This is a genomic window from Desulfofalx alkaliphila DSM 12257 (assembly GCF_000711975.1).
GTDB lineage: Bacteria > Bacillota > Desulfotomaculia > Desulfotomaculales > Desulfohalotomaculaceae > Desulfofalx > Desulfofalx alkaliphila.
Genome location: NZ_JONT01000016.1, coordinates 13,354 through 37,976, shown reverse-complemented (window position 1 = coordinate 37,976; position 24,623 = coordinate 13,354). Strand labels below are relative to the sequence as shown.

Here is a 24,623-nt window from a genome sequence, read left to right as displayed (position 1 = left end):
GAAGGTAAGTATAAAGAATATGACGCCTATTAGCAATTAATCATCTCCCTTTAGAATAAATGCTCTGGAACGCAGATGATAACGCACCAGAAGCAAAATATACTTATCTAACTTAATTTCGTGTATCTTAATAAAAGCAAGACACATACCCAACATGAGCAGTGGAGTGCAAATAAATATGTTTATTACCATCGACACTGCCAATAATTTTAATAGAAAATGTACCGATACCGTTACTATCAACGTAGCAACTACATAAACTACTTGCCGAATGGTAGCAACACCGCCAAAAGTCCTTTCTTCTCCTTCTAATTCCATGGGGATAGAAAACATTCTCATTTTAGATATTCTCCTTAGTTACTAAGTTCACTCCCAATACCCAGTAGTGCACCGGCAACAAACATTGTTGCACCCAAGAGAACGCCTCCAATGCCTAAATACACAAAACCATCCATGACTTCGGCACGTTTTCTGGCGTTGCCTGATGTCATAATGAGCTTGATGGCGATTATAAGGACAGAGAAAAAGAGCAAGCCACCGCCGATAGGCATACCTACTTTTGATACTAAAGTGGTGATCTTTTCTCCTAATGTACCGGCATCCTCGGGGGTAACACCGCCATAATTGGTATTGGCGTATGCTTTAGTGGCCAAACCAAAAAGGCTGGCTGTTGATAAAAACAACGTTGTTTTGATTTTGTTTAGCAATACTACTCACTCCTTATCTAATTGGATAAACTGGTGCCAGCACCATAAATAATGCCAACAACTATAGGTATTGCGGCGTAGAGGAATAATCCAAAACAACAGGAAAGAAACCCTATCCAACCTACACTTCTTAAAAAGCGCAAACCAGGGACAAAACCAACAATGAATATAACTGCAAGTAGACTAAGTGTCACCATAGCCAGAGGCATAACTATACTTCCTATAGACTCATGGATGTTTAGCAGCAACTCGACAAATTTAGGTACAGCTTCATCTGGACTAATAGTTTTGATAGGCATCGTATTTAACGAATCATTCAATAGATCACTAACCTCCCCTCGCTATTTTCACAAAAACAACTCCTTATATGATGAGATGTTTGTCAGCAAAATAAGAGAAATTGCCAACACGACAATACCAATGGCCCTATCTACCAAGAAACCGGTTTTAATAATAGGTATAGAAATTTTACTTTTTGCAAAGTAGCTTAAATATATCCCACTGTCTGCTATTAGGTCTGCCAGTAGATGCATAATATAGCCAATGGCAAAGGGTATTAACAACTCTGGATGCCCAATGTTTATTGTAAACCACCAGGCCCCTATTATCGCTATTATGGCACCCTCTAGGGAGTGAGTTAATCCCCGATGGCTGATGATGCCCATAATGAAATACATAACACCTAGGCCAGATACAAGAGGGGTATTTGCCCATGCAATTAAAGCCACTCCCGTAATAATTAAAAGCATTCGTTGTAGTAACTCCATTGGCAACACTTTAATATTCAAAAGTCCCACTAATGCTAAAGCACCCCCGGCCGCCATAATCCAATAGGTACCCCAACCTTGCCACACAATCAATGACCCAGCCGCTACAACTAACAAGCGAATTACTAGCCCTGTAGGGGCAATCATTTGCGACAGTGTTGAATTGGGGTGGTCAATGTCGGGTAATAAGGAACCTATCATTACGGCCAGAGGGAGTAAAAAGATGCCTCCTTTCTCTGGTACTAGAATGCATACTGCCACCACCACTGCTAACAGTAAATACCGCAACATAGTCGGAACCAGATTAAATACTATTAGTGTTATAGCCGTTGGTCCGGCAGGTAACGGAACTTTTGTAAGGGCAGACGCTAAAAAGCCTATATTAACGTGGGTTTTAGCAAGCAACTATATAGACCGCCTCCCTTCTACAAATAGAAAAGTCCATGCAGGTATAATCCTGCATGGACTTTTCACTAAAGTACCTTTATTAATGCTTTGGGATACCTCTTCACTCCCAGGCTAACTTTTCTACCGCTTTTTCCAGGTCATGTATAGATGGCCGTGTGTATTTAGCTGTGGTGTTTAGGTCTGAGTGGCCCATTAGTGTAGCCACCCTATCTAGGCTTTCCCCTGCATCGATAAGCATCTTACCGAAAGTGTGGCGCAACATGTGTGGGGTTACTTCCACATCCGCAATCCGGCCATATTTGCTAATAATCCTTTCTGCGGTTCGGGTAGTTATATGCGTTTTTCGACCGGGAAATAGCCATTTACTTGTTGACTCCGCAATGTAAATATCTAGTACCCTACGAATTGTTATATTCAAAGGTAATTCACGGTATTTACTTCCTTTCCCCTCCCGTACCTTAAGCACCCCGGAACGTTCCCTGATTGTTACATCTTGTGTCATCAGGGAACATGCCTCTGAAATTCGTAATCCGGTATGTAGTAATAAATTAATGAGGGCTAAATCCTTAACAGACCCATATTTTTGTACCGCTCTCATAAATTTTCCAAGGTCTTTTCTTTCTAGCCATTTTGGCGCGTTTTCTTGCTCAGGAACCCGTTTCACTCCAGTTACTGGATTAATGGAGACGATTTGTTCTGCAGTAGCCCATTTGTAAAAAGACCGTAATGCGTCTAAAGATAGATTAACTGTAGCCGGTTTTTTCCCTTGGTCGACCAGGTACCGCCGGTAATCTGCAATATCAAGGGCAGTTACAGCAGTAAATTCTGCACTATCATATTTGCTAATCAAATACTCTTTGAATTTAGTTAATATGGCTAAATAAGTGTTAACTGTACTTTTTGATAAGCCACGACTTAGAAGACTTTTTTTGAAATCATTTATATAATTCATTTCGTTTTAACACCCCTTGCCTTATGCGACAAAAAAATGACCGCTTAGCACGGTCATTTTGGCTTTAAAAGTATAGTTTTTACTTGTTTTTTGTCGTATAAGACATCTTGTGTGACATACTTATATAATCACTCTAGGCGAACATTTCATATTTAAGATCTGATTATAACAGAAAAATATGTAGTAAACTATTCTGTTAAAGTACCGTTTTTAATATGATATTCAATATTCCTCTTCACACTGAAGTCAATTACTTGTTTACTTAATTCATTGTAATACTGTTTAACACCTTTGTATTTCGTTATTTCGGGATTATAATTTGTACGTCCAAAAATTATTTTGTCAACAAAACCTATAGCTTCAAGTATTGAAGAAAAATCTTGTTTAATAATATTAGGGGTGGGGTAAGGTTCAATGCTAACCCAAGTTTTACAATCTTTTTCGCTTAATTCTTTTAGACGATTTATCCTTTCTTGATATGGTGCAGCATTAGGTTCGATTTTTTCCCTGAATGTTTCATCTAGGGAAATTAGTGTGATTCCATACTCGTTCTCTTTTGATAATTCAGCTAGACTTAAAGGTAGCAGCCCCTTAGTTAATGCACTACACTTAATTCCTTTGCTGTTGGCCTTTTTTATTATCTCAACACTCATATTCGATATCTCTTCATATTCATTCATAAAAGGATCAGTTGTAAAACACAGATGAAGAGTCTTTATTCTGTCTTTGAATTTTGGTATCTCTTTATCTAGTAAATCCATAGCATTTTCTACTAATGATGGTTCTATCCATTGTTCATATGATTTTACTCTTCCAAATCTTTTGGCCATTAAGAAAGCATAACATGGATATTTGCATCCATGATAACATCCTTGCACATGATTTAATGTATAATCACCATACTCCACAGCTGTCTTATATATTAGGGTTTTCCTTTGAATGAACTTGGTCACCTTTTTCAATTATAAACACCTTACCTTTATAGTTTTGCCTTTTCCAGTTGTCCAAAATGTTGATGCTTTTCCTTGTACTGTTTTTTTAGGATGTCTCTTTACATCTATCTTTCTACTATTAAATAATTGTTTCAACTCGTTACGAATATCACTAGTTGAAAGCCTTACACCGTATTTGCTAACAAAGTCAGCATAGAAAACCTCAATATCTACGTAATCTTTGTAAGTGGACATAACTTCTAATATTTCTGCTTGTAATTCTCCAGTATATATATGTCTATTTTCTACATCTTCCGTGAAAAAGGACAACTGTCCCTGATTTTGTAGATCCTGCACTGCTTCCCAACGTTTACACATATTATCATTCATTAAAACGCAACCTGCCGGGTGGTTGGTTGCATGGATCATGCGATACTTTGGCCTTTGACCCCTTTTTAGCCTAATAGGCATGTTAAGAACATACCTAAAATGATCTTTGAGTCTTTCACAATACATTTCAGAAAATTTCATTTCGGCCTCATATCCATCAATAATTTCATTATTATATTCTTGAATAATTTCCTGCCAGTAATCACCGCCAGCAACTCCGTTCAAGTCTAGAATTGATTTCTTATTATTGGTACTTGAATCAATTTCGATTTCTATCAAATCTTCTAACTCTTCTATATCAAAAACAACATCCATAGCATTACAAGCCTCTCTTATGAATCCAAAAGAGTTAAGATTAATAAGCAGTTCAACACTATAAAGTCTTTTGCTGGACAGTTTTTCAAATATAGAAAAATGTAACGATTTTATACCATAAGGATCTATATATAAAAACACATTATGTAATTGTTTTCCTTCCAGCATTAAGTCAATATTCTCTTCATATTTACCTTCGACCACATCTACATTCTTATAATTTTTAATATTATCCCGCAAAGCATGTGCATGGTTCAATTCTATAAAGCATGACTTTATATTTGGTTTTCTAAACTGTGTTTTTTCTAAGGCCTCAGATATAATATCTAATGCAATAACAGGAGATCCTGGATCTCCATCATCAAACATGCCTTTCCCAGCGAAAGCATCTACATAAAATATTGGTTTTTGTGTCGCAAGTATTTTGGCGAAATATGGCTTGAGATAACTTCCTAATAACTGGTCTTTTATTATTGACCACGGTTTTTTTTCTTTATAAAAATCCTCATTATTTTTACTCAAACATACTTCCCCCTTTCACACTTAAGAATCTTCTTATGTGTAAAAACATTAATTACCGTATATTACTAACATCACTAGCAGGAATCCTTTTTATTTTGGAATTATTCTCTGATGTTGCATTATCGATTATATATTGCCGGATTATGGTACGAACACCTCTTTAGTATTTTATCGCAATTATTACGTGAATGTACCGCATTCGACCCATGCGGGACATTTAGTGAAGTACTTTCCACGGCCCACCGACCAGGCGTCCGGCACTTTAGTGACCAGAAATTGTGTAGGTTGCACCGTCGTTATCTATTCCGTACCCAGTAAAACCCGTAGAATTAGGATCAGAGGAAGAGGGCATTGATAAAATAGTAAACGTTATTTAGGATTGCACTCCTAGTTTTTTGTAACCTCTTCCGCTACTTACTAGTCATAAGAATTGAGATATTAATGCATTTAAGATTTATGAAAAAGGTGCGGGCAGAGGTTTCCCTTTATGATCCCATTGGGATAGACAAGGAAGGTAATGAGATTTCCCTTATCGATATTTTGGGCACCGATCCGGAACTGGTGGCAGACCTTGTGGAAAGCAGTTTTGAACGCAGGCGATTGTTAAAAACAATAAATAAATTAAGCACTAGGGAAAGAAAGGTGCTTGAAATGCGTTTTGGCCTGCATAATAACGGTAAAAAGACCCAGCGGGAAATAGCCAAAGAACTGGGCATCTCCCGCAGTTATGTTTCCCGCATTGAAAAACGTGCACTGACTAAGTTGATTAAAGAATTTACATTAGAAAATAAAGCAAAGTAACCCCACTCCTGCCACGGCAGGAGTTTTCTATTATAATATAAAGGGGGAAAGGGGTTATGAAAATGTCAGTCAATAAACGGGTAAACTGCCAAAAGTGCAAGCATTTTTATGTCACCTGGGATAAAAGGTACCCCCGGGGATGTAAAGCTTATGGTATTAAAACCAGATACATTCCTTCGGTGATAGTTTTTAAAAGTACCGGTATCAGATGCGTTTGCTATCAACAAAAAAAATCTTATTAAGGAAGGTGTGCCTATGTTTATCATTGATCGCTTTGAGGGTAAATGGGCGGTGGTAGAATACAACCGTAGTACATTTAACATTCCTAAGTGTTTACTCCCATCGGGAGCAAAGGAAGGGGATGTAATTAATATTACCGTTCTTGTGGACAAGGATGCCACTGAAAAAGCTAAAAAATCCATTAACAAAATTGCTGACAGCTTATTTGAAGACTAGGAGAGATTAAATGCTTAATAGAAAAAACTACATTATATTATTGGTATTAGGTCTTTTCATTGTACTGGCATCACTGGGTTGCGGCAGTGATACCAGTGATACCGAAGAGCTGCTTACCGTACATTTCATAGATGTGGGCCAGGGCGACTCTATATTCATCCAACTACCCAGCGGACAACAGATGTTGATTGATGCCGGCAACAACGGTGACGGTGAAATGATAGTTGATTACATAAAAAAACTGGGGGTAAATAAAATTGATTATTTAGTGGGCACACACCCCCATGCTGACCACATTGGTGGTATGGATACGGTGATAAACTCCTTGGATATCGGAAAAATATACATGCCGCGGGTAACCCACACCACCCAAACCTTTCAAGACCTGTTAGAGGCAGTTCAAAGTAAGGGTTTGAAAGTAAAAACTGCAAGGGCAGGGATGGAAATAATAAGTAGCGAGGAATTGCAAGCGGTGGTGTTGGCGCCAAAAGGCGATCAATATGAAAATATAAACGATTATTCGGCAGTAATCAAGCTCACCTTTGGCAAGGTGTCTTTTCTGTTTACCGGAGACGCCGAAGAAACTTCTGAAAAAGAAATGGTTAACAGCGGGTATGATTTACAAGCGCAGGTGTTGAAGGTGGGCCACCACGGCAGCAGCACTTCCACCACCGGGGAATTTCTCAAGGCAGTTAATCCCGAGGTGGCAGTGATCTGCCTGGCTGCCAATAACGATTACGGTCACCCCCACAGGGAAGTACTTGATTTGCTACAGGGGGCAGATGTTGAAGTCTATCGCACCGATTTAAACGGCACAATAGTTATTTCAACTGACGGAGAAGACTTTACCGTAGAATCCGATAATCCGCCGGAAGATAATGCGGCCGTTCAAATCACAAAACGGTATGTGGGCAGCAGCAACTCAGATAAATTTCATTATCCCCATTGTAGGCATGTGGAAAGTATCGCCGCCCACAATTTGGTGTGGTTTAAAGACCTAATTGAGGCTAATAATGCGGGATATGTACCCTGCGCCTCCTGCAAACCATAAGAAAAGACCATGATGCATAGGCATCATGGTCACTTTATTGTTAAAGAAGTGAGTCCAGTTTTTTGGCCAGTTCTTGTTTGGGAGTAAAGCCAACTATTTGATCTACTTTCTTGCCATCCTTAAAAAATACTATGTTAGGTATACTCATCACCTGGTACTGTTTGGCAAGGGATTGGTTCATGTCCACATTTACTTTACAAACCTTAGCCCTGCCAGCATATTCTTCAGACAGCTGATCCAAAATGGGTGCAATACTGCGACATGGTCCGCACCAACTGGCCCAAAAATCTACTAATACCGGGATATCAGATTTTAACACTTCTTGTTCAAAGTCAACTTCATTAATATCCTGTGCCATGTTTCCATCCCCCTATTATATTTTTTCTCTACGCCTATATTCTAACAGAAATTTCTTTCGGAGACCACCTTTCTCTGAAAGAAATTAACTAAAATTGGATTTTCTCACCATGCCACAGGAAGACTTTGTCAACAATCACCCCGGTTAACTTAAATCTGAACGTTTAAATAGCTGAATAAAGTTGAGTATAAACTGCAGTTCCTTTTCATTTAAATTGCAAATCATGCTTAACACCGACTGCACGCTGGGATGCACCAGCAGTTCACGCAGTTCGGGATTCATTAAGCTAACTATTTGGTCAACGGCACCGGGTTCCATAATGAAGTAACAGGGTGATACACCCATCACCTCTGACAGCTTCTCTAAAGTTTTAAGGGAGGGCTGTACCTTGCCCTGTTCAATTTGCCCTATTAGGCCGGCGGTTACACCGGCTAAGTTAGCAAGCTGCGCCTGGGTTAGACCATACTCTTCCCGCAGGGCTTTTAATTTATGGCCCAAGGTACCCTCATGCCCCATCAGGGCCGTTGGGGGCACGCCTAAACCTTCGGCAACTCTTTTCAAGGTGTTTAATGCCGGGTAAACGGTACCCCTTTCAATTTCGCTTAGATACGAAAGAGAGATGCCCACTTTATCCGCCAGTTCCTGTAAGGACATGTCTTTTTCGTTGCGGATGATACGAATTTTTTCGCCCAGGGCCAGCCCCGTATCCGTTACCTCTCCTTCAATTAACTGCGTTTTTGCCACATTTAAAGCAGTGGCCAATTTATCAATGGTCTTTAAAGACGGGCGCTTGGAGCCCCTTTCAATTTCACTTAAATATGATAAGGATAATTTGGCACGCTTGGCAAGGTCTTGTAATGTATAGCCTCTTTCTTCGCGCAGGGCACGAATCTGTTCTCCCCGTACTATCATGCTATCCACCCCATTTAGTGAATTTTTTCTCTAAAATTATACTATTATTCTACTATATTGCCACTATCTAGTCAACGGAAGGCAGCCTAATATTTGCTCCATCACTTCCCTAAAAACCGGGCCGGCGGTTTCGCCGCCGCTGACACCGTCCTTTACCAACACGGCGGTTACGTAGCGCGGGTTATCCTTGGGTGAGTACCCCACAAACCAGGCATTAACTCCATTTTGCCCCGCAACTTCTGCCGAGCCTGTTTTTCCCGCACTACCATAGTGGGCCACCATTGCCTTTTGCCCTACACCTTCTTCCACCGTCAAGGCCAGTAACTCCCTTAGCTGCTTGGCAGTATCGGCGGAGATGGCTTTATAACTGTTGCCCGGGGGAAATCTCTTATTTACCGTGCCGTCAGATTTGCGCAGTTCCCGCACCAGCCTGGGCGGTAGGTATGTACCGTCATTCACAATCGTGTTTACCATTGAGCTAAGCTGCACCGGGGTGACCAATACCGGCCCCTGGCCAATGCTGCAATTGGTCAGATTATAGGGCTGGGCAATTGCTGACAGGTCCTGCCTAATATCTGCTATCACCGGATAACCGATTATCGTCTGCTTATCCATCCCCAGTTTTATGGCATATTCAATAATTTTTTCCGCCCCTAACTTCAGACCCAACTCGGCAAAGGCAGGATTGCAGGAATCTGCAAAGGCTTGGGAAAAACTTATTAAGCCGTGGCCGGGCTTATGCCAGCAACTTACATAGGGCGCCTTTTCGCCCAGGCATACAAAGGTGCTGTCCGGGCTTACTAAACCCTCTTCTAAGGCTGCAGCTGCCACCACAATTTTAAATATGGACCCCGGCTGATATAATGCCGTGCAGTGATCAATAAATGTATCCGGAGGCGCCGTTTCCAGCAAATCGGCCACCTCGGCCGGATGAAAGTTGGGGCGACTGGCCATGGCCACAATGTCACCGGTACGCACATCCATTACCACCACTGCCCCCTGCTCCACCTGCTCATCCATCACCTCTTCCACAATCCGTTGAATGTTATAATCTATGGTGGTAACCAGGTGATTTCGCCCCCGGTCCACCCCATTGGTTTCTATCTTAAAGCCCATGCCGGAAAGGACCGAGCCGGAAGCATCGGCAAAGGCACGCACCGAATGCTCAGGGCCGGTTCCCTTTAAGTAATGCTCATAGTGTTTTTCTAAGCCCATTTTGCCCACTAAATCGTTAAGTTGATACTGTTTTTCAGATTCCGCAGTCAGCTGATATAATGCCTCTTGGGACGGTATTTTACCCAGGTGGCCAATAAGGTGCACGGCCAGTGGTTGGTTTAGATACCGCTGGTAAACCGGAAGCACCATTACACCGGGCCAGTTTCGCTCACTTATCATCCTAATTTGCTTTTTTTCTAAAGGGTAAGACAAGACTCCGCTGCCACTGGAAAAATCATTTACTATTTCTGCCGCATCCACATTAAGAATAGAGGCCAGCTCTTCTGCCACCTGCAGGGGTAATTCCATTAAACTGGGAAAAACAATTACCCTCTCTTGCTGCTCACTGCCCGTAAGCGAAATTAGATTTCTGTCTAAAATATCGCCCCTGGGTAGGTCTTCCAGCACCACTGTGATAGAGCGCTGTTCCAGTGCCCGGCGGGCATATTCCGGTCCCTTTGCTAACTGAACATCGGCCAACTGGGCCACTAAAGGTAAAAAAAGTATAATTAATAGATAAAAGGTAAGTACCAATCTCTTTTGCCCTTTAATATCCATAATTACCCTTCCTTCCAACAATTACCTTTAGCTTGTGCAATGGAAGGGTAATTTATACAAAAAGGGGTGGAAATAAGTTCCACCCCTAGAAAAATTTTTTATTTTACCTAACGATACTTTTGTCTCAACATACTCCACTCTTCCACAGCCTGCTGCACCGGTACTTTTATTAACTGTTGGGGATGAGGCGCCTTGGTTTGGGGGTTATTTTCTTCATCAAATATTTTTTCAACCGTAAAGGTAAAGTTATCCCCCTGGGGCTGGAACACCTCGATGGTGTCTCCCACCGCAAAATTATTGCGCTGTTCCACCAGGGCCAGGCCGCTGGCTGCATCATATTGCCTCACAACCCCCACAAAACGGTGATTTCGGGTATATTGTGATTTTTTATAGGATTGGGCTTCTCCCCCGGGTTGTCCCAGTAAAAAACCGGTGGTATAGTCGCGATGGCTGACCTTTGATATTTCTTCCAGCCAGCCACTGTCAAAGGTATAGTTTTCGGGGTCCTTAAAGTACTCATCAATGGCCCGGCGGTAGCACTTAACCACGGTGGCCACATAATGCATACTTTTCATGCGCCCCTCAATTTTAAAACTATTTACCCCGGCTTCAACCAGCTGGGGAATGTATTCAATTAAACACAAATCCCGGGAACTCATGAAGTAACTGCCCCGTTCTTCCTCTTGAACCGGAAAATACTGCCCCGGACGCTTTTCTTCCACCAGTTGATATTTCCAACGGCAGGGTTGGGCACAGTCTCCCCGGTTGGCATCCCGCCCGGTTAAGTAATTGCTGAGCAGGCAGCGGCCGGAATAGGCCATGCACATGGCCCCATGGATAAAAACCTCTGTTTCCACATCTACCTTTTTAGAGATAAGGCCAATCTCTTTTAGGGACAGTTCCCGGGCCAGCACAATGCGCTTCACTCCCTGCTGCCGCCAGAACTCTGCGCTCAGCCAATTGGTGGTATTGGCCTGGGTGCTCAGGTGTATGGGCAGGTCCGGTGCCCCATTGCGCAGCACAGTAATTACACCGGGATCGCTGGCAATTACCCCATCAACCCCGGCCTGCCGCAATTCAGAAATATAGCCGGGAAGTAAATCAAGGTCTTGGTTGTGGGCAAAGATGTTTACAGCGGCATACACCCTGGCCCCCCTTTGATGGGCAAATTCCACCCCTTCAAGCAATTCTTCGGGACTGAAGTTTGCCGCCCCGGCCCGCAGGCTAAACTGCCTGCCCCCCAGGTATACTGCATCTGCCCCGTAAATGACAGCTGTTTTAAGCTTTTCTAAATCCCCCGCAGGGGCCAATAATTCCGGTTTTTGCACTTTATATTCGCTCCATTTTACAAGTACTTGGCTTTATTTAACTCGTGCTCCTCTAAGGTTTTTGAGAACACATGGCTGCCGTCGGGCTTAGCCACATAGTACAAATAATCATTTTTATCAGGCTTAACGGTGGCCTCCAGGGATGACAGCCCAGGGTTGGCAATGGGCCCCACCGGCATGGTGTTAATGTAATAAGTGTTATAAGGAGATTTTACCTCTAAGTCTTTGTACAGGACCGTTTCTTTATGCTCGCCCAGGGCATAGAGCACAGTGGCATCAATTTGCAAGGGCATGTTTATTTTCAGGCGGTTATAAATAACCCCCGCAATAAGGGGACGATCTTTTTCCACCTTGGCCTCGCGCTCAATCATTGCCGCCACCGTCACCGCTTCATGCACCGTTAAACCCAAGGCCTTGGCCCTTTCTTCAAAATTAATGTTATTGGTTTCATAAACAAACCGCTCTAACATCATCAAAATAATACTTTCTTCATCATCGTGCCTGGTAATGCTGTAAGTGTTTGGGAAGAGATAACCTTCCAGCCTATACCGGATGTCTTCTTGTTTTTTAGGCAAAAAGGGAAAATCAAAGTCCCCCTCTTTGCAAAGCTGTAAAAACTTTTCTTTATTTACAAACCCTTGCTCATAAAGAAGGTCGGCAATTTGTTCCACAGTGTAACCTTCAGGTATGGTAAAGCTATAGTAAACCTGGCTACCCTGTATTAAACTTTCTATTATTTCCGGCGTAGACATATGGGCACCAAGCTCATATTCACCGGTTTTAATTTCACTGTCTAAGCCCTTGTAGCGGCAATAGACTCTAAAGGCCAGTGAACTTTTTATTAGGCCCCTTTCCTCAAGCATTGCTGCCACGGCGGCGCCGCTGCTGTTAGCGGGAATCTCCACCATCTCCGCTTGTTGGGCTTCTTTTGCAACCGGGGCCAATAAAGAATTAAAATACAGCAATGCCCCTGCACCCACCACCAAAAGAGCCAATAAAAGGCCAACTGCAAATCTAATACCCTTTTTAGGGTTAAAGGTCATCCTTCTCAAGACAATCTCCCCTATAGTATTTTATAGCATGTCAACCAATTATAACATTATAACGGTTTTTGTTACAATATGATTATGGCGGCTGGGGCGGAGGGGCCTATGGATAAAGCAAGCAGAAACCCCTTCTGAAGTTTCAGAAGGGGTTTGGATCAGTGTTTTTTCGCTTCGTAGTTTTCCGCTTTGTCCACCAAAATTAACGGATCAATCATAAATTTTAATATCTCATCGATAACTAGATTTAAGTGTACACCTTGGGTGGCCACCACCGGGATAATTGGTTTATAGCGGTAAATACGCTGCAGCAGTTTAATGGTGGTTGAGGTTACATCCCGCGGAGTTTCGTCTATCTTAGTGACAACCAGAATATCCGCCTCATCCAGCAACACATTACCGGCTTCCATTATTATCTCACCCTTTATTCCGGCGGGTATGACGGTGACCAGTACATCTGCCAATTTACGGCATTCCACAGATTTATATCCGTCGTTGATGCCCACCGCCTCAACCAGTACCACGTTAGGTGCCTTAGAAATTTTGGGTATGTCTGACTGGGAAAGGTGGCCCAACTCCAGCACCGAACGCACCTTGTTCAACTCTTCCAACGCTTTACGGGCATGCTTAATAAGCATATTCTTTTCTTGCAGCTGATTGCAGGCATTGCGAATTACCCTTTCAATATCTTCCACCACGTCCCAACCGGGCTCCGGCACCGCTATGGTTAGGTAGTTAACATCAATGTCCTTATGGAGGTATGGTTTTTCATCCTGCACCCCCGAACCCACCGCCAAGGGTTGATAGCCTTTATTCTTTAAGCCCTTGTAAATCTCACCCAGTATAGTGCTTTTACCCGCATCGTTCCTGCCGGCAATTACAATTTTTTTCAACAGGTTTCCCTCCTCAAACCCCTATCTACACAGTTTCGTTTCTAATGTATATGCCGGCAAAGGGGTTTTTAGCAGGAGGAAAGTGACCTAAAAACATAATTTTATTGATTCTGCTCCCTATTTTTCATCAGTTTATATACCATCTCTGCCGCCTGTACCCTGGTCAGCGGCTGTTGGGGCTCAAACTTAAAGCGGTTGCGCTGATTCTTATCGGCAGTTACCGGCATTAAGTTGGCGCGGTAAGCTGCATATATATAAGGTTGTTTCCAGTGGGACATTAGCTTGGCATCGGTAAATATTCTTTCGTTTATCCTGCTGATTAGGTTAGGGTCATCATACACCTTCAGGTTGGCGGCACGGGTAATCATCACAGCCGCTTGTTCCCGGCTAATAAAGTTGTTGGCCCCAATAGGTATGCCGTTTAACAAGCCATGGCGTGCCGCCGCTTCCACATGGGGATCGCTTATGGCCGTCAAATATCTGTAGTGATAGTGGTTGTAGTCGTAGTCATAGTTATAGGGCTCAATTCTATCCACAGGCAGCTGTAGTGCCTTAGCCAGCATGGTGGCGAACTCACCCTGGGTGGTTGGCTGCTCTCTGCCGTCCCAAGTAAGCAAACCAAAGGAACCGGTCTGTGGGTTAAGGGGGTTCATAATTCCTTTGGCATAAAGGGGCATAACATAGGTGCTGGACCAACTTACCTTGCCCTGATACATATAAAAGTCATTAAAGGCGTTTGAAACGTTAAAGACACCATAATAACCAAAACCGTTTTTGCGCAAGGGAACGGTAATGGTTTTGTTCTCTGGGTCCACCACACCGCCTAAATTCTCAAACACTGAGCGGTTGGGGTCTCCGCTATAATCTTGGAACCATAGCACCGTAAGGGTTTCCAGCCCTGCACCAAAACTCTCAGTATTGTATTTAAGTGTTATTTGGCCTTCATTTAACAGGCTATATTTATCACTGTCGGCGCGGATTTCAAAAAGCCTGCTTGCAGGTATAAAATTAGGACGATAGCGGGCCCCTTCGCTGTATACAGTGATATCTATACTCTGATCATCGGCCAGGCGGTTGCGGCCACTGTTCATGACGGCATTATGGTCTCCCAACCGTAAAACCACCTCACCGCCAAAGGCTTCAATGGTGTTTACCTCGGTTATATCTGCCACCCGATAACGGGATTCGGGTGCCGCCACATCCCTATAATAAATGGTTAAGTCTTGGGTATAGGTTTTAGTTACTTCTTGCCCGTTTTCTATTTCAATTTCTTCCACGGTGATGGTTAGTTTGTTTTCTCCCCTGCTTAGGGGGTAGTCTTCAAAGTACCAGTAGCGTCCCTTGGGCTCAGCCTCTACATTGCCAATGGTAACTTTTTCAGTTCCGGTACTTCCCCGCACCCTAATTTCTACTGTGTTGGATAATACCGTATATTTATCGTCTTCAAGCTCCTCGCCGGGGCTTACACGCACAGAATAAGTTCTGTCAGCCAGGGCAGGCTGGGCGGTTAAAATAAGCAGCAGTGTTACCAGTACAAATATTAAAATACCTTTGCTATGCCTTCTCATGATGCCATCCTCCTTAGTAGATTCCATAATATTAATGTCGGTAATTTTTTAACAATACTTTAGCAGTTTAGGCAGGATTTGCCTAAAAGACGGATAATTAATTAATTATTAACACACAATAAATGGGAGGGTATTATGAGGAAAGGGATAAAAAATTTATTATTCATGGCATTAATAAGCGCTATGCTTTTGGCTTTATCCAGTACTGCCTGGGCTGCACAGCCCATATTTAGCGATGTCACCGGCGACCACTGGGCCAGGCCCAGCGTTGAAGAAATGAATGCCGCCGGGGTAATTGCAGGCCACACCGACGGCACCTTTGGCCCCAGGGATCCGGTAACCCTTAATCAAACCATTGTTATGCTGGCACGCATTAATAACCTGGTGGATGAAGCCGAGCGGTACAACTTGCAAAACTGTTCCTACGAATTTCCGCCGGGGGCCAACGACACCGTTAAAAAATATCTGGCAGTGGCTGCCGACAGAGGTTGGTTAAACGCCGCCGGTTTAAAGCACATGAACCCAAACAGTGCTGCCTCAAGACAAGAAGTGGCTATCATTGTTGCAGCGGCCTTTGACCTGCGGGGTAATGCCGACAAATTGCCCTTTACGGATAAAAACAAGATCTCCTCTGCCTACCACAGTTATATAGCCGGGGTATATGAAGCAGGAATAATGCAAGGTAGAACCACCACTCAGTTTGATCCCACATCCAGTGTTCTGCGTCAAGAGGTGGCTACCATTCTTTCCAGGCTGACAGAAAAAGGCCTGGCAGACCCAAATCCCGGTAAACGGCTGGTTGGCTACATTGAGAAAGTTGACACCGCCAACTCAAGGGTAACCATTAATACCGGTTCCGGACTCACCAGTGTCTACACCCTAAGCAACAATGCACCGGTATACAGCAACGAAAAATTGGTTTCAATATCCAACATACCGTCAAGCCAGTTAGTTAGGGCATATTTAGATAACAATAATCGTATTACTTTTATTAAAACAACCGGCGGAAGCATTAAGTCACCGGTTAATAACAATACTTCAAAGGTTGAAGACCGCTGGGGTTATGTAAAAGAGCTGGCCTTAAATACCTTAAGAGTCGAATTGATGGACGGCAGCACAAAAACCTATAACATTTCGTCAAGCACCGGCGTTTATGACGCCAACAACAAGTCAACTTCCTTACTGTCCTTAAATAAAGACGCCCTTGTGAAGATGACTTTAAGGGGTAATGATCTGCAGCGCATTGACATGATAGAAAGCAGTACAATTGAGGGACATATTACCTCCATCAGGGATGATAGAATTACCATTGGCAAGGACGGTAGACAGCACTCCTATGACGTTGACAGCCGGTGGACAAGTGTTACCGACCATAGGGATTCCAAATACTATTACGATGATTTAAGCACCGGCTACGTGGTGAAAATTACCCATGGCGACGGCAAAGCCTATAAAATACAGTTTTTAGAAAAAGGCACCCTACACAACATCGGCACCGTTAGCCGCTTGAATAATGAGCGGAATGACGATGACGACTGGAGAATTACCATTATAGATAACTACGGCAACAGAAACAGCTTTGATGTAAATTATGACGTAGCGGTATATGATCTTAACGGTAAAAAGATATCCTTCTGGCAACTTGACAGCAGCGACAGGGATACTGTAATGTTGCACCTGGACAAAAGGGGCAAGGTAGAAACCATCGAGCTGGTGGAAGAATACAATGGTATCATTGAAGATTTAAGTAGAGATGAAATTAAAGTGGGCAGAAAAATATTGGATTTACCCCGTGGATTCGATATTGACCGCTATATCATCGGCAGCGAAGTGACAGTTTATGTGCACAAGGATGAAGTAAAGGCAATTGAAGTGACTGACGATGAAGATATTACCGTCACAGGTACAATCTCATCTGTGAGCGAAAGAGACTGGGAAATTGAAATACGACAGGACAGCGGTAACAGATTCACCTTTGACGTATACAACAGGGTAACCATTAGAGACCGGGTAGATGACGATAACCTCTATTTTGAAGATTTAAAAAGAAACTGGGAAGTGGAATTAGAACTTAAAAACAAAGAGGTGCGGAAAATAACCGTATACGACAAGTAGAAATTATTTAACCCCCACCGTAAAAATTGATTTTACGGTGGGGGTTTTTTATGTGCTTATTAATTACTTAGTTAATCCGCCGGTTTCGATGCTATTGTCAGGACCATAAATCAGTTCTACTTCTGCATGCCATGTACATGAAACTTCATCGGTTAAGGCCATGGCAATGTTGCTCAGGTGCTCGCCAATTCTAAGGTAAGAATTGATGATATCCAGGAAAATAGAGCTGGTATTTTCAACCTCTTTACCGCCCTTTTGCATCCGGGCAAAGTGGCTCATTCTTAACCTGAACTCTAAATCAATAATATCATCCTGCATCATTTTGGCCTTTTCTGCCATGTAGCAGCTGTTAGATACAAAGGCGGTATTAACCACCGTCATTAACTCGATAATTCTTTGCAGCATCACTGTTATTTCCCGATGTCCTTCGGGAGTAAAGTCAGCATTATTGGCATACTTACTTTCCGCCAGATAAACAATGTTCTTTTCTATCACGTCGCCGATATGCTCATAATCCTTTACAATATGCACCAGCCCCATACAGCGGTTAAAATCATCCCTGGAAATGGACTGACGCATTATTTTTGTTAAATATTTATTAATGTTTTCAGATAGTTGGTCAACCTTTTCTTCTTTATTTAACAGTTCTTCCACCATTTCAGGATTGTATTCTTTAAATAATTGGTCACATTTACGCACCATTTCGGTAACGTTATCCGATACCCTAATAATTTCTTTAGTTGCCAAACCAATGGCGATAGAAGGTGAGCTTATCAGTGTGTCGTCAAGGTACCTAGGTTTGAACTCTTTAACCGTCATATCCTTTTCCGGAATAATATATTCTAGAAACTTAGCAAACTGGGCAGTGAAAGGCAAAAACATTAAAGCTATCGCCACATTAAAAATGGTGTGCACGTTTGCCACCTGAAAGCCCGGTGAGTTAGGTGTAATCCAAGTAACCAGGTTTGCAAAGGGGCTCACAAAGGGTAAAAAGATTAACACCCCCACAAGTTTAAAAAGCAAATGGGCAGTGGCCACCCTTTGGGCCTCCCTAGTGGACCCCAAGCTGGATATCAGGGCGGTAAATGATGTGCCGATGTTGGCACCAAAGAGCAGGAAAACTGCCGAAACCAGCGGCACCAAACCCTGCATTGCCAACAGCATAATGATACCTATGGTGGCAGCACTGCTGTGCACTAAAAAGGTAAATATGGCCGCCAATAATATAGCCAGCACCGGGCGATCACTGATTTGCATGAGAGCATTGGTAAAAAAGGGGTCATCCCGCAGTGGGTACATCACATCTGACATTATTTTAAGACCTAAAAACAGTAGACCAAAACCTGTTATTGCCTGGCCGATGCGCTTGTATTTCCCTGTTTTACCGAAAAATATAATGGTGGCGCCAATACCCACTATGGGTAGTGCAATTTCAGTTACCTTAAGGGCTATTAACTGGGCAGTGATGGTGGTTCCAATATCAGCACCCAGTATTACCGCCAGCGTCTGTCTCAAGGTTATGATAGAGGCACTGGTCAAACCCACCAGTATAACTGTGGTTGCAGTGCTGCTTTGTAAAATTACTGTAACCACTGCACCAACCAAGAGACCGATAAATCTATTTTGGGTTAAGGTGCTCATTACGGTGCGTAGTTTTTGGCCGGCTATCTTTTGTAAGCCCTCGCTCATGATGTACATACCATAGAGCAGCAGGCCCATGCCGCCCATTAGACCCAAGGTGGCTTCCAACCACATAGCAAAATTCACCTCGCTTAGACAAAATTTTGCCAGATATATGCCTATATCAATATTGTAAATCATTTCACGTACTTAGACAATGGATAAGATTTTTTTCCCTGTGTCTATTTAGGAAGTTTTATCGTACAAATAAGAAAAAATATAAAAAAGACCCCCTATCTCTTTGAGCAGGGGGACAATAAAAAAACATTTAATATTATTTCTCATGGAGAGAAAAGGTTCGTGTCGACAAATATTATGACATATATCGACATTATATTCAAGGATATTAAATTAAGTGAAATTTCCAATGAAATTTCATATTTCCTTTATTTCAACTATAGTTTTACTATCGCATTAAGTTATATTATTTGTTATAATGAAATAGTGAAATGATTAACAAAGGAGATGACCGCATAATGCTACCTGCTGTTGAACTCTATAAGGCTTTAAACAAAGCACAGCAACAAAAACTTTTTGACGAATTACAACTTGCATATGATAAGCTACCGAAAAGCACCTGTAAAAACTGCGCCCGCTGCTGTAGCATCGGCAGCCCTCCGGCTTTTTTCATAGAGTATATTAATATGTATAGGTATGTGCGCGACCACTTAAAGGATCGCTGGCAAGACTTTTTATCCAAATCAGCCGAGTATTTTTATCTGGAGCTTGTGGATGTTAATCAAAAATGCCCCTTTTTAGGCGATGACAAGAGGTGTGATATTTACGAGGTACGCCCGGCCACCTGTCGCTTTTTTGGCCTATTAAGTAAGCAGGAGTTTGAGAAAGGAAATCTAAATCAGGGGCTGCAGTATGTGGCCAAAAAACTGTGGGAAGACCATCAAATTAAAATACCCGATGAGATAGCAAACTCTAAAATAGAGTATTGCGGTGATGTCAGCAACAGCACCGGTAAACCTGTGCCAAAGAAGGAATTGGGCATTATCATCGGTGAACTGGCAAAGCTTGATGCATATTTTTTCCCCGAGCAGTTAGTTGACCAAGAAGGTACCATGTTGCCCTACCCGGTACATTTAATGAACACTGTGCTGGGCGACGGCGCCAGGGCCAGGAAGCTTAAGATTATGAAGGAATATGCAGACCACCAAAGCAGGGAACTATTAGATCCCATTGTGGCTAGGGCTGCCAAGTATGAATTTTAATAAAAATAATTGGGGGGCGGAATTCTTCCGCCCCCTTATACATTAAACCTAAAGTTTATAATATCTCCGTCTTGCACAATATACTCTTTTCCTTCCAGGCGGTATTTGCCCAGATCCTTTAGCTTTGCCATGCTGCCCACATCCACCAAATCCTGGTATTTAACTACCTCGGCACGGATAAAGCCCCGCTCTATGTCAGAGTGAATTTTCCCCGCAGCCCTTTTGGCATCAGTGTTTTTGCGGATTGTCCAGGCCTTTACTTCATCCTCCCCTGTGGTGAAAAAGGATATTAAACCAAGCCTTTCATAGGTGGCCCTGGCCAAACGATTAATACCGGAATCGGTAATGCCCAGGTCCTCCATAAACATCTCCCGGTCTTCGGGGGGCAATTGACTAATTTCCATCTCAATTTGGCCGCATATCTCCAGCACCGGTACATCCCTTTGGGCCGCCCACGCTTCAACCTCTGCCTTATGGGGATAATCATTAGATTGAAACTGTTCTTCATCGATGTTAATTACCAGCAGCAGGGGTTTTTCGGTAAAAAAGCTGTAGTGCTGCAGCAGTTGCTGCTCATCTTCGTTCAGCTCCACCATGCTGAGGGGTTGTTCATTCTCCAGGGCAGCCAAAAGTCTTTTCAGCACCTCCAGCTCCTTTAGCTGCTCCTTTTTAATTTTTTTGCCCTGCTGAATACGTTCTATGCGTTTATCCAGCAGCTCTATATCAGCAAACAACAATTCGGTGTTAATGGTTTCAATGTCACGCATGGGGTTAATGCTGTCCTCCACATGGGGAACATCAGGGTTGTTAAAGGCCCTTACCACATGTACCAGCATATCTACATTGCGGATATTATCCATAAATTTGTTGCCTACTCCCTGGCCTTGACTGGCACCCCGCACCAGGCCAGGTACATCATGAACCTGAATTTGTGCATATGTAGTTTTGCGCGGTTTAAACATATTGGATAAAAAGTCAATGCGTTTATCAGGTACCCTGGCCTGGCCCATATTGGTTTCCGTTTTGCCGGATAAAAAATTAGATGTCTCTAAATTTGAGTCGGTAAGCAAGTTAAAAATTGTTGTTTTACCCACCAGGGGTAAACCCACTAGACCGGTGGTTAAATTCACTTTTATCACTCTCCCTCGACAATTTTAGCAGAAAAAACCTGCTACCACAAGTCAAGCCCTCGCTTGTATGTTAAAATATATTTAAACCGATAACGGGGTGAATATATGCCAGACCTTTGGACACATATCATCACCGGAGAAGAAATAGTAGCCGACCTACCGGATAACCAATGCCGCCTGCTAATCCGGCGGCACCTCAACCTATTTAGATTTGGATGCCAAGGCCCGGACTTCTTTTTGTATTACAATTTCTGGCCCTGGTTAAGGGATAAAAGGGGCACCTATTTTGGCGAAATCATCCACCTTGAACAATGCGGTAATTTCTTTCAAGAAATCGCTGCCTATATCAATGCAATCACCGACACCAAATTACGCAATAGGTTAACTGTGTATTTAATGGGATTAATTTGTCACTGGACGGTGGACAGATGGGCCCATCCTTATATACATTATATATCGGGAATAAAGCACCCAGCCGGCAATCACAAGAGAATAGAAGCGGCCATAGACAGTATTTTGGCCCACTCCAGGTGGAAGATCGATACAAGCAAAACTCCGGTAAAGCCCTATATCCAGTTAGGCAGTCACCTGCCCCAGGACATTAACCACCTGTATATGCAGGTATTAAATAAACTTTATTTAGACAAAGCGCCGGTAAAGCCCACAGCAGAATTGATAGATAGGTGCTACCGACATATGATGCAGGCACTGGATTTCTTTTATGACCCCTGGGGTATTAAAAGAAGGTTATTAACCGGTTTTGACTTTATCACCGGCAGCAAAATAAACGCCCGCTATTATATTTATCGCCCGGTAGATTGCCTAAAGGATGATTATTTAAACGAAGGTAGACAAGGTTGGTGTCACCCTTGCGATAAAAATGAGTGTTATGACTACAGTCTTCATCAGCTGCTGGCCACCGCCCGCAGGGAGGCAGTAACAATTATTAACGGCACCTGGCAGTTGCTGAACAGTAAGCAAGTGAACATCAAAAATACCGAGCAACTGACAGCGCTTTTTCCCAACATATCTTTTAATACCGGCAAAGATACTGCCGATAAACGGCCGCTCTTATACACTAATCCATTATTGCCATAAGGGGGTTATGAATCTTGCTAAGAACCGTGCTCTGGTTTACCTATTTTTGGTTATACAAATTATACTCTCTGCTCTTGCTAAAAAAAGTGAACCGCCTAATAAATAGTGGACAACACCAGCAAGCCGAAAAAGAAATAGCCGCCATTGCCCGGAGCTGGGCCAGGTCCATAATTAAATACACCGGTACCAAGGTAGAGGTGGCGGGTTTAGAAAATATTCCTGAGGGCACCGTGCTCTTTGTCAGCAATCACCAAAGTAATTTTGATATTCCTCTGTTAATTGGTTATATAGATAAACCAAAGGGATTTATTGCCAAAGCAGAATTAAAGAAGGTGCCCATTATTAGAACATGGATGGAAAAAATCCACTGCGTCTTTATTGAGAGGGACAATATGCGGCAGTCAGTGAAGGCCATTCTTGAGGGCATTGAATTATTAAAGCAGGGTAAAAGCATGGTGTTGTTTCCTGAAGGCACCCGCAGTAAAAGCAATGTGATGAATGAATTTAAAGCCGGGGGGATGAAGTTGGCACTGAAAGCTAAGGTGCCCATTGTGCCGGTAACCATTAAGGGGTCTTATCAAATGTTAGAGCAAAAAAGGCTAATTAAACCGGCAAAGGTTAAATTGGTGGTGTCGCCACCAATTTATGTGGATAAACTAAGCAAGGAAGAACAGGCCAAATTATCTGAAACGGTAAGGGATATTATTGCCAAGGAATTAAATTAAAGAGGCCGCCATTTCATCTGTGGCGACCACCCTTTGCTGCGGTAAGTACTTTGATTGGGCTAATGTGGTGGGGGTTTTAAATGATACTGGTAAATAAAAACGGAGATATTTTTCTGGAATTTGTAGAAACCAATGACGAAAAATTAAGCGGCATAGCCATAGATGCGCCGCTCACCCATTCGGTGATAGTTGCAAAGGCAAAAAATAGCTGCCTCTTGGTATTTAATCGTTTTAAAAACAAATGGGAGTTGCCGGGCGGTTATATAGACCCCGGCGAAACTCCCAAACAGTGCGCCCGGCGAGAACTATACGAAGAATCAAGCCAGGCTGTGAACAGCATTTGTCTAAAGGGTATAATGAAGTTTTGTTTTCAACCGGACCGTCGAATTGAATACGGTACCTTGTTTTACGGTCAAATTGAAAAGGTAAATACCTTTCAAGCAAACGAAGAAATCGCAGCAATAAAGTTTTGGGACTTAAAAGAAGATATTGGGTACATCGATGAGATTGACCGTCAATTAATTGATTTTTGCCGCGACTTTTTTATAGGTCAAGAACGATGTTAGTATCAATAAACATATACACTAAAAAGGCTAAAACAAAGCAATAAATGGCGAAATAAATTAGTTTGCTGCGCTTTAAAAAATCTATCAACCAGATGATACCAATCCAAGAAAAAATAAAGGTTGCTACAAAGGCTACCAATAGCGGAACAGCGCCAACGGTGGCCCACATTTCTGCATTATAGTTGCCCACTGCCAGTACCGTAGAGCCCAGAATAACGGGTATGGCCAACAAAAAAGAATAACGCACTGCAGTGTCCCGGTTTAAGCCGGCCCATAGGGCAGCAACCAGCGTGGTGCCGGAACGAGAAATACCGGGCATCACAGCCAGCGTTTGGGCTAATCCCACAATAATTGAATCCAATAACCGCATATCCTTTATACCCCGGTTGCCGTAATGATGAAATCGCTCAATAAAAATTAACATGGCCCCGGTAACAGCTAAGCTGGCAGCAATAAATCCAGAGGTTTTCATGGAGTCCTCAATTAAATCACTGAAAACCACCCCCAGACCCCCTGTAATTACCGTAGCCACCAGTATGTAAATGGCAAAACGGAATTGTGTATAGTGCCGGGAAGATCTGGTTTTAAGGTAAGAAAAAAAGCCCACAATTACTTCCCAGACATCCTTTCTAAAATAAATAATCACTGCCAATACCGAGGCAAAGTGAAGAAAAATTTCAAACTCCAGTCCGGTGAATTTGTAACCTAATATTAATTGCGTAATCACGATATGGGCAGTACTAGAAATGGGTAAAAATTCTGTTAAACCTTGAACAAAACCAAATATTAGTGCCTCTAAAATGGACATGGTAAGCTCCTTTCATTGCTGAGTTTCCTTATTTATATATAGATGAGTTTCCCAAAGAATTATACCACAATATTTAAATTATAAGAATAAGTAAGGCGGACCTAG

25 protein-coding genes are annotated in these 24,623 nt (G+C 42.7%); 8 read left to right on the top strand and 17 right to left on the bottom strand.

Annotation, left to right across the window (positions count from 1 at the left end; all coding sequences use genetic code 11):
• Nucleotides 1-36: 36 nt before the first annotated feature.
• The 7 genes from BR02_RS0109720 to tcmP all read right to left on the bottom strand — a co-directional run bounded on the left by BR02_RS0109720 (nt 37) and on the right by tcmP (nt 4,993).
• Complete coding sequence (locus BR02_RS0109720) at nt 37-339, bottom strand: PrgI family mobile element protein (protein WP_031516615.1); 303 nt, start codon at nt 337-339, stop codon at nt 37-39.
• Nucleotides 340-353: 14 nt separating this feature from the next.
• The gene (locus BR02_RS0109715; RefSeq protein ID WP_031516613.1) at nt 354-707 is read right to left on the bottom strand and encodes a hypothetical protein; all 354 of its coding nucleotides are present in this window, start codon (nt 705-707) and stop codon (nt 354-356) included.
• A 17-nt stretch (nt 708-724) separates the two neighbouring features.
• A complete protein-coding gene (locus tag BR02_RS0109710; RefSeq protein ID WP_031516611.1) occupies nt 725-1,027 on the bottom strand; it encodes a hypothetical protein in 303 nt (100 codons plus the stop codon).
• Between the two features lie 27 nt (nt 1,028-1,054).
• On the bottom strand, nt 1,055-1,765 hold the full coding sequence (locus tag BR02_RS14835; RefSeq protein ID WP_337999137.1) for a metal-dependent hydrolase: 711 nt from the start codon (nt 1,763-1,765) through the stop codon (nt 1,055-1,057).
• A 217-nt stretch (nt 1,766-1,982) separates the two neighbouring features.
• Nucleotides 1,983-2,834, bottom strand: coding sequence for a tyrosine-type recombinase/integrase (locus BR02_RS0109700; RefSeq protein ID WP_031516607.1), 852 nt, complete (start codon nt 2,832-2,834; stop codon nt 1,983-1,985).
• Nucleotides 2,835-3,022: 188 nt separating this feature from the next.
• Nucleotides 3,023-3,787: a radical SAM protein gene (locus BR02_RS0109695; protein ID WP_238442451.1), complete on the bottom strand. Its 765-nt coding sequence runs from the start codon at nt 3,785-3,787 to the stop codon at nt 3,023-3,025.
• Between the two features lie 9 nt (nt 3,788-3,796).
• Nucleotides 3,797-4,993, bottom strand: coding sequence for a three-Cys-motif partner protein TcmP (gene tcmP, locus BR02_RS0109690; protein WP_031516603.1), 1,197 nt, complete (start codon nt 4,991-4,993; stop codon nt 3,797-3,799).
• A 456-nt stretch (nt 4,994-5,449) separates the two neighbouring features.
• Between tcmP and BR02_RS0109685 the strand changes: the two genes are divergently transcribed.
• The 3 genes from BR02_RS0109685 to BR02_RS0109670 all read left to right on the top strand — a co-directional run bounded on the left by BR02_RS0109685 (nt 5,450) and on the right by BR02_RS0109670 (nt 7,301).
• A complete protein-coding gene (locus BR02_RS0109685; RefSeq protein WP_238442450.1) occupies nt 5,450-5,794 on the top strand; it encodes a sigma-70 family RNA polymerase sigma factor in 345 nt (114 codons plus the stop codon).
• A 255-nt stretch (nt 5,795-6,049) separates the two neighbouring features.
• The gene (locus tag BR02_RS0109675) at nt 6,050-6,250 is read left to right on the top strand and encodes a DUF3006 domain-containing protein (protein WP_031516597.1); all 201 of its coding nucleotides are present in this window, start codon (nt 6,050-6,052) and stop codon (nt 6,248-6,250) included.
• A gap of 10 nt (nt 6,251-6,260) precedes the next feature.
• Nucleotides 6,261-7,301, top strand: a complete 1,041-nt coding sequence (locus BR02_RS0109670) for a ComEC/Rec2 family competence protein (protein ID WP_031516595.1) — start codon at nt 6,261-6,263, stop codon at nt 7,299-7,301.
• 40 nt (nt 7,302-7,341) lie between these two features.
• Here BR02_RS0109670 and trxA read toward each other — a convergent pair whose 3' ends face one another.
• From trxA to BR02_RS0109635, 7 genes are all read right to left on the bottom strand, one after another.
• A complete protein-coding gene (gene trxA / locus BR02_RS0109665; RefSeq protein ID WP_031516594.1) occupies nt 7,342-7,659 on the bottom strand; it encodes a thioredoxin in 318 nt (105 codons plus the stop codon).
• A gap of 144 nt (nt 7,660-7,803) precedes the next feature.
• Entirely contained in the window at nt 7,804-8,571 is a 768-nt protein-coding gene (locus BR02_RS0109660) for a helix-turn-helix domain-containing protein (RefSeq protein WP_031516592.1), read from the bottom strand.
• 63 nt (nt 8,572-8,634) lie between these two features.
• Nucleotides 8,635-10,344 (bottom strand): peptidoglycan D,D-transpeptidase FtsI family protein, encoded by a 1,710-nt coding sequence (locus BR02_RS0109655; RefSeq protein ID WP_031516590.1) that lies wholly within the window; start codon nt 10,342-10,344, stop codon nt 8,635-8,637.
• 107 nt (nt 10,345-10,451) lie between these two features.
• Nucleotides 10,452-11,672, bottom strand: a complete 1,221-nt coding sequence (locus tag BR02_RS0109650; RefSeq protein ID WP_031516588.1) for a peptidase U32 family protein — start codon at nt 11,670-11,672, stop codon at nt 10,452-10,454.
• 17 nt (nt 11,673-11,689) lie between these two features.
• Nucleotides 11,690-12,715 carry an endolytic transglycosylase MltG gene (mltG, locus tag BR02_RS0109645; protein ID WP_031516586.1) on the bottom strand — a complete coding sequence of 342 codons (1,026 nt, stop codon included), beginning with the start codon at nt 12,713-12,715 and terminating at the stop codon, nt 11,690-11,692.
• Between the two features lie 158 nt (nt 12,716-12,873).
• Nucleotides 12,874-13,608, bottom strand: a complete 735-nt coding sequence (locus tag BR02_RS0109640) for a P-loop NTPase family protein (protein ID WP_031516583.1) — start codon at nt 13,606-13,608, stop codon at nt 12,874-12,876.
• A 101-nt stretch (nt 13,609-13,709) separates the two neighbouring features.
• Nucleotides 13,710-15,176: an S-layer homology domain-containing protein gene (locus tag BR02_RS0109635; RefSeq protein ID WP_031516581.1), complete on the bottom strand. Its 1,467-nt coding sequence runs from the start codon at nt 15,174-15,176 to the stop codon at nt 13,710-13,712.
• Nucleotides 15,177-15,341: 165 nt separating this feature from the next.
• Between BR02_RS0109635 and BR02_RS0109630 the strand changes: the two genes are divergently transcribed.
• Complete coding sequence (locus BR02_RS0109630) at nt 15,342-17,291, top strand: S-layer homology domain-containing protein (protein ID WP_207641010.1); 1,950 nt, start codon at nt 15,342-15,344, stop codon at nt 17,289-17,291.
• Nucleotides 17,292-17,354: 63 nt separating this feature from the next.
• Here BR02_RS0109630 and BR02_RS0109625 read toward each other — a convergent pair whose 3' ends face one another.
• Nucleotides 17,355-19,046, bottom strand: a complete 1,692-nt coding sequence (locus tag BR02_RS0109625; protein ID WP_031516577.1) for a Na/Pi cotransporter family protein — start codon at nt 19,044-19,046, stop codon at nt 17,355-17,357.
• A 374-nt stretch (nt 19,047-19,420) separates the two neighbouring features.
• Here BR02_RS0109625 and BR02_RS0109620 point away from each other — a divergent pair, with 374 nt between their 5' ends.
• Nucleotides 19,421-20,191, top strand: coding sequence for a YkgJ family cysteine cluster protein (locus tag BR02_RS0109620; protein ID WP_238442449.1), 771 nt, complete (start codon nt 19,421-19,423; stop codon nt 20,189-20,191).
• 35 nt (nt 20,192-20,226) lie between these two features.
• Here BR02_RS0109620 and ychF read toward each other — a convergent pair whose 3' ends face one another.
• A complete protein-coding gene (gene ychF, locus BR02_RS0109615) occupies nt 20,227-21,327 on the bottom strand; it encodes a redox-regulated ATPase YchF (RefSeq protein WP_169738594.1) in 1,101 nt (366 codons plus the stop codon).
• 99 nt (nt 21,328-21,426) lie between these two features.
• Here ychF and BR02_RS0109610 point away from each other — a divergent pair, with 99 nt between their 5' ends.
• The 3 genes from BR02_RS0109610 (at nt 21,427) to BR02_RS0109600 (ending at nt 23,710) form a co-directional block, all read left to right on the top strand.
• On the top strand, nt 21,427-22,419 hold the full coding sequence (locus tag BR02_RS0109610) for a zinc dependent phospholipase C family protein (protein WP_031516571.1): 993 nt from the start codon (nt 21,427-21,429) through the stop codon (nt 22,417-22,419).
• A 14-nt stretch (nt 22,420-22,433) separates the two neighbouring features.
• Entirely contained in the window at nt 22,434-23,144 is a 711-nt protein-coding gene (locus tag BR02_RS0109605) for a lysophospholipid acyltransferase family protein (protein WP_031516569.1), read from the top strand.
• A gap of 80 nt (nt 23,145-23,224) precedes the next feature.
• On the top strand, nt 23,225-23,710 hold the full coding sequence (locus BR02_RS0109600; protein ID WP_051688253.1) for an NUDIX hydrolase: 486 nt from the start codon (nt 23,225-23,227) through the stop codon (nt 23,708-23,710).
• On the opposite strand, the gene BR02_RS0109595 is transcribed toward BR02_RS0109600, so the two are convergent.
• Entirely contained in the window at nt 23,688-24,518 is an 831-nt protein-coding gene (locus BR02_RS0109595; RefSeq protein ID WP_031516566.1) for an undecaprenyl-diphosphate phosphatase, read from the bottom strand. The genes BR02_RS0109600 and BR02_RS0109595 overlap by 23 nt on opposite strands.
• Between the last annotated feature and the right edge of the window lie 105 nt (nt 24,519-24,623).